Source organism: Drancourtella sp. An12, from assembly GCF_002160935.1.
Lineage (GTDB): Bacteria > Bacillota > Clostridia > Lachnospirales > Lachnospiraceae > Sellimonas > Sellimonas catena.
Genome location: NZ_NFLO01000002.1, coordinates 176,801 through 189,243 on the forward strand (window position 1 = coordinate 176,801; position 12,443 = coordinate 189,243).

At 46.9% G+C, this 12,443-nt stretch carries 10 protein-coding genes; 6 read left to right on the plus strand and 4 right to left on the minus strand.

Annotation, left to right across the window (positions count from 1 at the left end; translation table 11 throughout):
* Positions 1 to 100: 100 nt before the first annotated feature.
* The 3 genes from B5E64_RS03125 (at position 101) to B5E64_RS03135 (ending at position 5,018) form a co-directional block, all read left to right on the plus strand.
* A complete protein-coding gene (locus B5E64_RS03125; RefSeq protein WP_087167077.1) occupies positions 101 to 1,840 on the plus strand; it encodes an ABC transporter ATP-binding protein in 1,740 nt (579 codons plus the stop codon).
* 22 nt (positions 1,841 to 1,862) lie between these two features.
* On the plus strand, positions 1,863 to 3,761 hold the full coding sequence (locus B5E64_RS03130; protein WP_087167078.1) for an ABC transporter ATP-binding protein: 1,899 nt from the start codon (positions 1,863 to 1,865) through the stop codon (positions 3,759 to 3,761).
* 144 nt (positions 3,762 to 3,905) lie between these two features.
* Positions 3,906 to 5,018 (plus strand): aldo/keto reductase, encoded by a 1,113-nt coding sequence (locus tag B5E64_RS03135; protein ID WP_087167079.1) that lies wholly within the window; start codon positions 3,906 to 3,908, stop codon positions 5,016 to 5,018.
* A 250-nt stretch (positions 5,019 to 5,268) separates the two neighbouring features.
* Here B5E64_RS03135 and B5E64_RS03140 read toward each other — a convergent pair whose 3' ends face one another.
* Genes B5E64_RS03140 through B5E64_RS03155 form a run of 4 tightly spaced genes read right to left on the minus strand, consistent with a single transcriptional unit; the run spans position 5,269 to position 10,070 of the window.
* A complete protein-coding gene (locus tag B5E64_RS03140) occupies positions 5,269 to 6,075 on the minus strand; it encodes a Cof-type HAD-IIB family hydrolase (protein WP_343284038.1) in 807 nt (268 codons plus the stop codon).
* Positions 6,072 to 7,514 carry a UDP-N-acetylmuramoyl-tripeptide--D-alanyl-D-alanine ligase gene (murF, locus tag B5E64_RS03145; RefSeq protein WP_087167080.1) on the minus strand — a complete coding sequence of 481 codons (1,443 nt, stop codon included), beginning with the start codon at positions 7,512 to 7,514 and terminating at the stop codon, positions 6,072 to 6,074. Before murF ends, B5E64_RS03140 begins: the two co-directional genes overlap by 4 nt.
* A 23-nt stretch (positions 7,515 to 7,537) precedes the next feature.
* Positions 7,538 to 8,596 (minus strand): D-alanine--D-alanine ligase, encoded by a 1,059-nt coding sequence (locus B5E64_RS03150; protein WP_087167081.1) that lies wholly within the window; start codon positions 8,594 to 8,596, stop codon positions 7,538 to 7,540.
* Positions 8,597 to 8,609: 13 nt separating this feature from the next.
* Complete coding sequence (locus B5E64_RS03155; RefSeq protein ID WP_087167082.1) at positions 8,610 to 10,070, minus strand: nicotinate phosphoribosyltransferase; 1,461 nt, start codon at positions 10,068 to 10,070, stop codon at positions 8,610 to 8,612.
* A gap of 188 nt (positions 10,071 to 10,258) precedes the next feature.
* Here B5E64_RS03155 and B5E64_RS03160 point away from each other — a divergent pair, with 188 nt between their 5' ends.
* From B5E64_RS03160 to B5E64_RS03170, 3 genes are read left to right on the plus strand one after another with little or no spacing between them, the layout of a single operon-like run.
* Complete coding sequence (locus tag B5E64_RS03160) at positions 10,259 to 10,522, plus strand: HPr family phosphocarrier protein (RefSeq protein WP_087167083.1); 264 nt, start codon at positions 10,259 to 10,261, stop codon at positions 10,520 to 10,522.
* Between the two features lie 33 nt (positions 10,523 to 10,555).
* Positions 10,556 to 11,665, plus strand: a complete 1,110-nt coding sequence (locus B5E64_RS03165) for an ATP-binding protein (protein ID WP_087167084.1) — start codon at positions 10,556 to 10,558, stop codon at positions 11,663 to 11,665.
* A gap of 9 nt (positions 11,666 to 11,674) precedes the next feature.
* The gene (locus tag B5E64_RS03170) at positions 11,675 to 12,397 is read left to right on the plus strand and encodes a DUF3226 domain-containing protein (RefSeq protein WP_330616859.1); all 723 of its coding nucleotides are present in this window, start codon (positions 11,675 to 11,677) and stop codon (positions 12,395 to 12,397) included.
* Positions 12,398 to 12,443: the final 46 nt, after the last annotated feature.

Below are 12,443 nucleotides of genomic sequence, written 5' to 3' on the forward strand. Positions count from 1 at the left end.
ATTTAATAAATAGGAGACAGTTCGGAAGCTGACAAAAAGCATCCGGTACTGGAAAAATTAAAAATAAGGTAAAAGAGTAAATGGACAGGAGGTTTTTACAGTGAGAAAAGTATTACAACAGCTGGGAAAGTATAAACGGGATACCTTTCTGTGTATTGGACTGACCGCTCTCGAAGTAATTATGGAAATACTCATGCCCTTTGTTACGGCCATTATTATTGACAGAGGACTGGAGCAGTCGAATCTTTCCGTCGTATATCGTTATGGTGCCCTGATGATTGTCATGGCATTTCTGAGCCTGATCTTTGGAGCGATGGCAGGAAAAAATGCTGCAAGCGCCGCATCCGGTCTGTCCGCAAATCTGCGGGAGGCAATCTATGCCAATATTCAGACCTTTTCCTTTTCCAATATTGACAAATTCAGTGTGCCTGGACTTGTTACACGTATGACAACGGATATTACCAACGTGCAGAATGCCTACATGATGGTGATCCGCGTGGCAGTCCGGGCGCCGTTAAACCTGATTTTCAGTTTTACCATGTGTATGATTATTAACCGGAGACTCAGCGGCATGTTCCTGATTGCGGTTGTGTTCCTTGTGGTTGTAATTGGATCGATCATGGTCATCACTCTGAAAATTTTCCGTCAGGTTTTCCGCCGGTATGATGATTTGAACGCGAGTGTACAGGAGAATGTCACTGCAATCCGTGTGGTAAAAGCATTTGTACGTGAAGACTATGAAAATAAAAAATTTGCAAAAGCATCCAGGATTCTTTACGATCTGTCTGTCAAGGCAGAGGGGCTTCTGGCATTCAATAACCCGGCCATGATGGTTGCGGTTTACTTCTGCATTATTTCCGTCTCCTGGTTCGGTGCCCGGTTTATTGTGGAAGGTTCACTGACAACAGGAGATCTGACCAGTCTGTTCAGCTATATCATGGCTCTTCTTATGAGTCTGATGATGCTGTCCATGGTAGTGGTTATGATCAGTATGTCCATGGCGAGTATCCGCCGTATCGGTGAAGTGCTTGATGAAAAGCCGGATCTGACGGATCCTGAGAACCCGGTGATGAAAGTTGAGGACGGCAGGATTGATTTTAATCATGTGAACTTTTCCTATAAACATGGAAGCGGTAAAAATGCTCTTTCTGATATTGATCTTCACATTAAAAGCGGTGAGACAGTTGGTGTAATCGGAGGAACCGGTTCCGGGAAAAGCAGCCTTGTCAATCTGATCTGCCGGCTCTACGACGTGGATGAAGGCTCTGTCTGTGTAGGCGGCGTGGATGTCCGCAAATATGATACCGAAGTGCTTCGGAATCAGGTTTCCGTTGTGCTTCAGAAAAATACTCTGTTCTCGGGAACGATTCTGGATAACCTAAGATGGGGAAATCCGGATGCCACAGAGGAAGAGTGTATTGAGGCATGCAAAGCAGCGTGCGCGGATGAATTTATTGACCGGATGCCGGGAGGATATGAAACCCGGATCGAGCGGGGAGGAGCCAACGTTTCCGGAGGACAGAAGCAGCGTCTGTGTATTGCGCGTGCACTTTTGAAAAAACCGAAAGTACTGATCCTTGATGATTCTACCAGCGCGGTAGATACGGCGACCGATGCAAACATCCGGGCAGCCTTTGCAAAGAAGATTCCGGGAACAACAAAGATTATTATTGCACAGCGTGTTTCCAGTGTGGAGTCCGCAGACAGGATTCTTGTTCTGGATGAAGGAAAGATCGATGCGTTCGATACACATGAAAACCTGCTGAAACACAATGCAATTTATCAGGAAATTTACAACTCGCAGCTGGAAGGCAGCGGCGACTTTGACCAGCCGGCATAATCAGAAAGGAGGAAACAGTGTTATGAGCGAAAAGATCAATGAAAAACCATCAGGATCCAGAGTGAATACAGCCGTCAGGCTGATCAACAGGGTCATTCGATATATGCTTCATTATTACAAAATTCCGTTTTTGATTGTAGTTATCTGCATTTTGATTACTGCCATCGCAACTGTTGTAGGGGCGACATTCCCCCAGACGTTGATTGATGATCACATTACACCAATGCTCGAAAGCGGCTCCAGGGATTTCAGCAGTCTGGCTTCAGACCTGATTCGTCTGGTATGCATAATGGCAACGGGAGTTATCACGGCATTTACCTATAACAGGATCATGGTCAATGTAAGCCAGGGAACGATGCGGCATTTAAGAGATGATCTGTTCCGCAGGATGGAGTCTCTGCCGATCAAATATTTTGACACCCATGCACATGGGGATATCATGTCAGTCTATACCAATGACGTGGATACACTGAGACAACTTTTAAGCCAGAGTATTCCGCAGATCATCAATTCCGTGATATCCATGATTGCGACACTGATTACCATGATAGTGTTAAATCCGTTTCTTACCGTGATTTCCATTTTGACAGCATGTGTCATGCTGCTTGTAACGGCCAATTTTTCCAAACTGTCCGGAAAATATTATGTCCGCCAGCAGATCGATCTGGGAGCAGTGGATGGATTCATCGAAGAAATGCTGGACGGGCAGAAGGTTGTGAAGGTGTTCTGCCATGAACAGGAAGCGATGGCGGATTTTCACAAAGTCAATGAACGGCTTCGTGACAGTACAAACAAGGCGAACCGTTATGCCAACCTGCTCATGCCGATTAACGCCAATATCGGGTGGATCAGCTATGCGCTGGTGGCTATTGTAGGAGCAATCCTCGGGATCAACGGGCTGGCAGGAGTTACCATCGGTACTGTTGTTACCTTTGTGGGACTGAACCGAAGCTTTACCAACCCGATTACCCAGGTAAGCCAGCAGATCAACTTCGTGGTCAATGCGGCAGCCGGAGCACAGCGTGTCTTTGAACTGATGGATCAGGAGCCGGAGAAGGACGAAGGATATGTGGAACTGGTCAATGCCGAAGAGGATGAGAACGGCAATCTGATTGAATCCCCGGTGCGGACCAATATCTGGGCGTGGAAACATCCGCATAAGGCGGAGGGCACCATTACATACCGCAGACTGGAAGGCGGCGTTGTATTGGATGATGTCGATTTCGGATATAACGAAGACAAGATTGTCCTGCACAATATCAGTCTCTATGCAAAACCGGGACAGAAGATTGCGTTTGTCGGCGCGACGGGTGCAGGAAAAACGACGATTACAAACCTGATCAACCGGTTCTACGATATTGCGGACGGGAAAATCCGGTATGATGACATCAATATTAACAAAATCAAAAAGCAGGATCTGAGAAGATCTCTTGGTATGGTCCTTCAGGATACCCATTTGTTTACCGGTACGGTAATGGAAAATATCCGGTACGGAAAACTTGACGCCACGGACGAAGAATGTATCAAGGCGGCAGAACTTGCGAATGCGGACGGATTTATCCGGCGGCTGCCTGACGGCTATAATACCATGCTGACGGGAGACGGATCCAACTTAAGCCAGGGACAGCGGCAGCTTCTCGCTATTGCCCGGGCGGCAGTTGCGGATCCGCCGGCACTGATTCTTGATGAGGCGACTTCATCTATCGATACCCGTACCGAGAAACTCGTACAGGCCGGAATGGATGCCCTCATGAAAGGACGGACCACCTTTGTCATTGCCCACCGCCTGTCCACAGTCAAGAATTCAGACTGCATTATGGTTATGGAACAGGGGCGCATCATTGAACGAGGCACCCACGATGACCTTATCGAGGCAAAAGGAAAATATTATCAACTCTATACAGGAAACTTTGCTTCCTAGAGACACATCTCTTTTCAGACAAAGCTCCGCCCGGCGGGATTCCTTCTCCCGCAGGCGGAGCTTTTGTGTGTGAGAAATGATTGCCTGGGATGAAAGATTGGATTACAATAAAAGAAGAAGAAAAAAGAAAGCGGTGAAGACAACATGAGCAACAGATTTGAAAATGTAAAAAAGAATTTTGGATTCGGATGCATGCGCCTTCCAATGAACGGCGAAGAAGTAGATCAGCAGGAATTTACCAGGATGGTAGACACCTTCCTGGAGGCCGGATTCAATTATTTTGACACGGCCAGAGGCTACTTAAAAGGAAAAAGCGAGACAGCCATCCGGGAATGCCTTGTAAAACGGTACCCAAGAGAAAGCTTTATTTTGACAGACAAACTGACAGAACCATACTTCGAGACAGAAGAAGATATCCGCCCATTCTTTGAAAGCCAGCTGGAAGCGTGCGGCGTGTCCTACTTCGATTTCTACCTGATGCACGCACAGAACGCAGAAAATTATAAAAAATTCCAGAAATGCCACGCCTATGAAACAGCTCAGAGATTAAAAGAAGAAGGAAAAGTCCGCCACGTCGGAATCTCCTTCCACGACAGCGCCGAAGTACTGGATCGCATTCTCACAGATCACCCGGAGCTGGAAGTCGTACAGCTCCAGTTCAACTATGCAGACTATCTTGATGAAGAAGTACAGAGCAAAGCCTGCTATGACGTCTGCCGGAAACACGGAAAGCCGGTCATCGTCATGGAACCGGTCAAAGGAGGAAAACTCATCCGCCTGCCGAAAAAAGCACAGGACACACTCGACGCACTCCACGGCGGAACAAACGCAAGCTACGCCATCCGCTTCGCTGCAAGTTTTGACAATGTCATGATGGTACTCTCCGGTATGAGCGACATGGAACAGATGAACGATAACTTGAGCTTCATGACCCGGTTCCAGCCACTCACACCCGAAGAACAGGACGCAGTCAAAACGGCAGCAGAGATCTTCAACGCACAGAAAATGATCTCCTGCACCACATGCCGGTACTGCACCGACGGATGCCCAAAACAGATCCCGATCCCGGAAATCTTCAACTGCGTCAACGACAAAATTCAGTACGAAAACGAAAAAAGCAAAGAAGACTACCAGACCATCACAAAAGAAAAAGGAAAAGCATCCGCCTGCATCCAGTGCGGCAAATGCGAAAAAGCCTGCCCACAACACCTCCAGATCCGCCAACTCCTCAAAGACGCAGCCCAGATGTTTGAATAATTTTTGGGGACGTGTTCCGATTCACCGGAACACGTCCCCAAAATACAAAAAATGCCTTCCAGCCCAGTAAAATCAAGGGCTAGAGGGCTTTTTCTTAAAATTTTCATTGGGGACAGGTTCTGAAACGCCGGAACACGTCCCCAAAACGCAAAAAACACCCGCCAGCCCAGTAAAATCAAGGGCTGGCGGGCATTTTCATGAAAAATTCATTGGGGACAGGTTCCGAAGCATCGGAACACGTCCCCAATGATTAGAAAAACTGCTGGATTACGTGGAGGATGCCGTCGTCGTCGTTTGAGAGTGTGATGAAGTCGGCGGCTTCTTTGACGGCGGGCTGTGCGTTTGCCATGGCAACGCCGAGTCCTGCGGACTGGATCATGGTGATGTCGTTGTAGCCGTCTCCGCAGCAGATCATCTGTTCGGTGGTCAGCCCGATGCTTGAGAGGAGTTTCTCAAGGGAGTGTGCCTTATCGATGTTCTGCGGCATGATTTCGAGGAAGAACGGGTCGGAGCAGTAGATGTTGAGCAGTCCGTGAAAGTGCGGGATGAGTTTGTCTTTTACACGGGCGATTTCATCTGGTTCTCCTGTGATGAGGAATTTGTTGTTGTCTGCCTCGATATGTTCGGTAAATGGTTCGATATGGCGGACCGGGAGCCCGTTGATCCGGGATTCCAGTTCGGTGTACTGGTTCGTGTGGAGCCCGGACAGTATGGCCTTCTCGGAATATCCTACAATATCGACATCAAAGTGTTTGACGATCTCAAACAGAGGTGCAGCGATGTTTTTTGGAAGGAGTCTGTTGTAGAGGATCTCCCGGCTCCGGCAGTCGGTGATGCGTCCGCCGTTGAAGGAGAGAATGTAGCTTCCAAAGCGTTCCAGCTGCAGTTCTTTTGCAAGGGGAAGGACGCCGGTTGTTGGGCGTCCGCTTGCAAGTACTACTTTGATTCCGTTTTCCTGTATCCGGATCAGTGCCTCTTTTGTCTGGGGCGTGATCTCTTTTTTTGAGTTGGTCAGTGTGCCGTCAAGATCCAGGGCGAGGATCTGGTAATCCATCATAATGTTTCTCCTTTTTCCATGCTGTTGTCTGCCGGGGAGTTTCCGTTACAGCCGAATTCTTTTAATGTTTCCACAATCTGAGAGAATTTCATGGAATTGGAAGCTTTTACAAGAATGGTATCTCCTTTTTCAAATAAGGAAGGTACATCTTCTAAAAAGCGTTCTTTGTCCGGATAGTAGAGTACGGTATTGCCGGAGGCAATATTTTTGGCGCCCTGATACATGTGTTCGGCCAGAGGTCCGATGCAGATGATCTGGTCGATGCCTTTGCGGGCAGCGTATTCTCCGGTTTCAAAATGAAGGAGGTCTTCGTCTTCGCCTAATTCTTTCATGTCCCCCATAACCGCGGTGCGGCGTCCCAAAGCCATGGCGAGGACATCGAGGGATGCCCGCATGGATGCCGGATTGGCATTGTAGCAGTCGTCCAGAATGGTCAGAGTATCGGTCTCAATCTGGTGATTCCGTCCGGATACCGGCTGGAGAGCCCGGATACCGGATTCGATTTCCTCGGCTGAGAGTCCGAAGAGGCGGCCGATGTAAGCTCCTGCGAGAGCGTTGTAGACCATGTGTTTTCCTGGAATCGGAATGTCGGCCTGAATCGTTGTCTCCGGGAAATCGCCGCATGCCGGAAGCTGGATTGTGCAGAGTGTCCCCTTGAGTCCTCTGTTTTCAATGTGGGATGCGAAAACCGGAGCGGCAGAATCGATGCCGAAAAATACCGGTTTCTGCCCGCGCACATCAGAGACCGTGCGCAGCATATCATCATCTCCATTTAAAACAACACAGAACTCATCCTGCAGGTGATCGAACATTTCAGTCTTTGCTTTGAGGATTCCCTCACGGGAACCGAGACTTTCCAGATGTGCGTATCCGATATTGGTGATGACACAGACATCCGGCCTTGCAATATCCGCCAGACGGTGCATTTCTCCGAAATGGTCGATTCCCATTTCGAGAACCGCGATTTCATCTTCTTCGGTCAGCCGGAAAATGGTCAGCGGAAGACCGATCTCATTATTATAATTTCCTTCTGTTTTCAGTACGTGATATTTCTGCGCCAGAACAGAGGCGATCAGCTCTTTGGTGCTGGTCTTGCCAACGCTTCCCGTAATGCCGATCACTTTCAGATTCAGCCGGCTGCGGTAATAGCGGGCCAGATCTTTGAGCGCCTGTTCGGTGGACTCTACAACAATATACGGGTACGGGACGTCTCCCAGGGAATGTTCGGATAAGGAGCACAGTGCTCCTTTCTCCATAACCTGTTCTATAAAATCATGTCCGTCTACGCGCGCACCTTTGATTGGAACGAAGAGAAATCCTTCTTCAATCTTGCGGCTGTCAATCGCCACGCCGGTAATCTCCCGGCTGAGAAGTTCTTCCGGTCCGTAGCAGGTGCCGCCGCAGGCGGAGGCAATAGCTGCCAGTGATAATCCTTTCATATGTGTTCTCCTGTCTTTGGTAATTACCCGCGGTAACGGGCATCCATGGATTTTTCAATCAGCAGTTCGCAGAGATCGCCGAATTCGATTCCGGCCGCCTTTGCTTCTTTTGGAAGAAGGCTTGCGGCTGTCATTCCAGGCAGACTGTTGTATTCCAGACAGTAAATGCTGCCGTCCTCAGTCAGAAGGAAATCGGCACGGGCATACACGTCAAGTTTGAGTGCCTTGAATGCCTTCTCCGCAATATTCTGAATCCGAAGTGCTGTTTCTTCCGGAATCCGGGCAGGGCAGATCTCTTCTGTCATGCCGTCCTGATATTTGTTCGCATAGTCAAACCAGCCGTTTTTCGGACAGATTTCGATGACCGGAAGGGCTTTCCCGTCGATGACGCCGCAGGCAAGTTCTCTTCCTTTAATATACTCCTCAATAATAATCTCGTCTTCATAGCGGAAGGATTCCCGGACAGCCTGGTCAAATTCTTCCTCAGTGTGGGCGAAATAAACGCCGATGCTGGAACCTCCGGAGCACGGTTTTACCACGAGCGGGAGAGAAAGTCCGGTGGAAGCAAGGGAATGATCCGAAGCAGATTTTTTCATCCAGGTTCCCTTTGGAGTCGGAATCTGGTTTGCCTCGAAGATCACCTTCGTAATTTCTTTATCCATGGAAAGGGCGCAGCCAAGGGAACTTGGGCCGGTATAACGGATACCGAGGACATCAAAGGATGCCTGGAGTTTTCCGTTTTCTCCCACGTCTCCGTGAAGTCCCATAAATACGATGTCCGCAAGCCGGCAAAGTTCGATGACATTGGCGCCGAAAAAGCAGTCTGATTTGTCTTCTCTGCATGCCTTTACCGCTTCCAGATCCGGCTCTGTGGAGCGGATTCCGGATGCGATTCCAAGACCTGCGTCCGGTCTTTTGAAGACCGCTTCCAGATCATCCCCGGCATCCGGAAGCCCGAGGAACGGATCCAGAAGAAAAGCGTCGTGGCCTTTCTCACGTAAGGTACGGCAGATCCCTGCACCGGAACTTAAAGAAACGTCACGCTCGGTGCTGAGTCCTCCTGCTAATACAATAATTCTCATAATCAAATCCTCCTTATAAATTATCCATACTCATCTGATCGAGCAGTTCCTTCTTCACCTGATACAGCCGGTCAGATAAATCGACATAGACATTGTGAGGGTAGAAGAGACGCTTTGTCTCATCCCACAGTGTATCTTTTTCCTGGCGGCAGTAATCCGCAATCTCCATCACGGTCGGAGACTGGTATACGCATTCTCCGTTGATGAAAACCGGAACGAGCATTTCACGCATCGTGTAAGTGCCGCCTTTTAACTTCGTCTTTTTCCATGTTTCGATCGGGTCGAACAGAAGCAGATCGTCATTTTCATCGAAAGTCTCATCTGCAAAACAGATCAGGTCTGCCTTGATCTTGCCGCTTTCCTTCTCGTAGATCCGGTAGATCGTCTTGTTGCCCGGATTGGTAATCTTTTCCGTATTCTCCGACAGCTTGATCTTCGGAACAAACGTGCCGTTTTCATCCTGAATAGCCGCCAGCTTGTAGACGCCGCCAAAGGACGGGCAGTCCTTGGACGTGATCAGGTGAGTGCCCACACCCCAGACGTCGATGGCTGCTCCCTGCTGCTTCAGATCGTGGATCAGATATTCATCCAGATCATTGGAAGCGGAAATCTTCGCCTCCGGGAATCCTGCGTCATCCAGCATCTTACGTGCCTTCTTAGAAAGATATGCAAGGTCGCCGCTGTCAAGACGGATTCCGAAGCTTTTCGACTGGATTCCCTCTTCCCGCATCTCACTGAACACACGGATCGCGTTCGGTACACCGGATTTTAAGGTGTCATATGTGTCCACAAGCAGAGTACAGGAATCAGGATACATCCGGGCGTACGCCTTAAATGCTTCGTATTCATTTGGAAAACTCATAATCCAGCTGTGGGCATGGGTTCCCATCACCGGAACATCAAACATCTGTCCGGCCAGAACATTGGATGTGCCGACGCAGCCGCCGATCATGGCAGCTCTCGCCCCGTAAAGTCCGGCATCCGGCCCCTGGGCACGGCGAAGGCCGAACTCCATGATGCCGCCGCCGTTTGCCGCGTAGACAACACGGGCAGTCTTGGTAGCAATCAGAGACTGGTGGTTTACGATATTCAAAATCGCCGTCTCCACCAGCTGGGCCTCCATAATCGGGGCAACGACTTTGATAATCGGTTCTCTTGGGAAAATCACACTTCCTTCCGGAATTGCGTAGATATCACCGCTGAAATGATATCCACTTAAATAATGAAGGAAATCTTCATCAAAAATGTGCAGGCTTCTTAAATAATCCACTGCTTCATACGAAAAATGCAGCCCCTTGATATACTCGATCACCTGATCCAGCCCGGCTGCAATGGAATAGCCATTATTACAAGGGTTGGCACGGTAAAAGACGTCAAATACAACGACTTTGTCGTGATCCTTCTCCTTAAAATATCCCTGCATCATTGTCAGTTCATACAAATCTGTCAATAATGTCAAATTACGTTCCAACATAGGACACACTCCTTTTTTGCCGCACAAAAGAGCGTACGGCCTTTTTTTCAGCATAATACTGGAAACATTATAGCACTCATCCGGGCAAAGGGAAAGAAAAAATCCGCAACTTCAAATTGAAAGCCCCGGGGAACTGGTATATAATAAACTTAAAAAAAGAACATTTCCAGATGGAAGGAGGAGTCAATATGACCACACGAAAAGTGATAGCAGCAGATATCGAAAGCAGATATGAGGCACCGGGCGCAGAACTGGTTCGTATTGCATGCCAGTTCCAGAGCAGGATTATGTTAAAGAGCGGCGATATGCATATCAACGCAAAGAGTATTATGGGGATGATGGCTTTCCGACCATCAAAGGGAATGGAGATCGAGATCACTGCAGAGGGTGACGACGAAGAAGAGGCAGTCATCGGCATTGAGGCCTTTTTGAAAAATGACCAGGTAAGGTGAGAGAATGTAGTGGGCAGAGAGGAAGAAAGGCGAATGACATATATTAATAGTCTGGACATTCAATCGTTCAGAGGAATTTCTTCATTACAATTAGATCAGCTTTCCAGTATTAATATTCTGACAGGGGATAATAATTCTGGAAAAACAAGTGTACTCGAAGTCATAGAAAGTTACAGTAATCCAGAAAGCCTCAAAATGTGGGGGACGTTGTTAAGAAAGGGATCGTCAGCGTCGGCATATTCTTTTTATGAAGGATTCTATGACCTATTTAATATCAATGAAAAAGATAAGAGTATCGAATACACTATTAAAAGCCAGGACTCTATATCAAAACATGTTGTAAAAGAAAGAATACGAGTTGATGCACGGATTATAGACGAAGAGATGACCGAATCTGAGTATAATCAAGTAAGAGAAATTGTCAATTATGCCCCAAGCGATTCAGAAGAAATGCTTCAGAGAGTGGGAAAGATGGAGCTTTGTATCCGAATCAATGATTCGACCGTGGCAAAAGGCTGGGTGTATGAGGGGCAAAGACGTTTAGATACCGCTTCCGTTGGAACAGAAGGAAAGCAAAAACATAATATAGTCTATATTGCGCCATCCAGTCATACGGATGCAGATATATATCTTACAGATATTCTAAAATATCCGAATCTTTATGAAGAAATGTTAGAGATATTAAAAGATTATGATGAAAATATTATCAGCATTAATTATGATAAAGGGAATCATAATTATGGAAAAGGTATCTATAAAATCTTGTCAAAGTCGTATCAGGAAGCTTTGCCATTGAATGTATATGGCGATGGAATGAAAAAAGCAGTTTTGCTGATGAGTGCAGTTTTAAAGGCGCAAGACGGGATTTTGCTTCTGGATGAATTTGAAACTGCAATTCATACATCAGCTATGAGCAGAACATTTCGATGGATTTTGGAAACTTGTCTTAAACTGAATGTACAGGTGTTTTTAACGTCACACAGCAAAGAAGCGATTGATAAAGTTTTAAAATGTTCTGAAAAAGTGAGAAGTCGTACAGCAGTATATACTCTTTACAGAAAGAAGGATAAAATCACAGTTAGGCGGCTTTCCGGAAATAAAGCGTTGGAAGTACAGGACGAAATGGGATTGGAGTTGAGATAAATGAAAAGTATGTTAATCTGCGAAGGCTCAACGGATTCCGTTCTGATCCAGTACTTTATGAGAAACACATATCAGTGGGAGGACACCCGGGAGAGTTTCCTCATAAGTAAAAAATTTAAAACATTTCGTGTTCTCAAAAAAGAAGAGCGATTATTGTGCATAGGAGGAAGCGGAGGAGCCAGTCGGATTTTGGAAAAGTTTGGATATATGCTGGAACTAAACAGTCTGGCTGCCGATGAAGAAGAATATAATAAAATTGTGATTCTGACGGATCGGGATGAGGTCGATACGGAGGCAGAATTCTGTACTAAGATTAGAGACATGATGTCTGAGCGACATGTACAAACTCAGCAAGAGATAAAGAATAATGAATGGATTCATTGTCATATGCAAAACGGACAGAAAAAGGAAATTACGGTGGATATATTATTACTGGTAATTCCGTTTGAGGAAACGGGAGCGATGGAAACATTTCTTTTGAAAGCGATTGCTGAAAACGATCCATATGACGCTCAATTGATCTGTCAAAGCAATCAGTTTGTAGAATCCGTAGATCCGAAAAAAAGATATTTAAATAAACGAAGATATATTACTAAGGCAAAATTTGATGTATTTTTTTCAGTTAGGACTGCTGCAGAGCAGTTTGTGGAACGGCAGAACATACTCAGAAGTGTGCCATGGGAGAAGTATCAGAAGATACAGGAATGTTTCAAAAAATTTGCGGATCTTTAAAAGAACAGAACGATAAAGGGGAGGCAGCGACTCATATGAGCCGCTG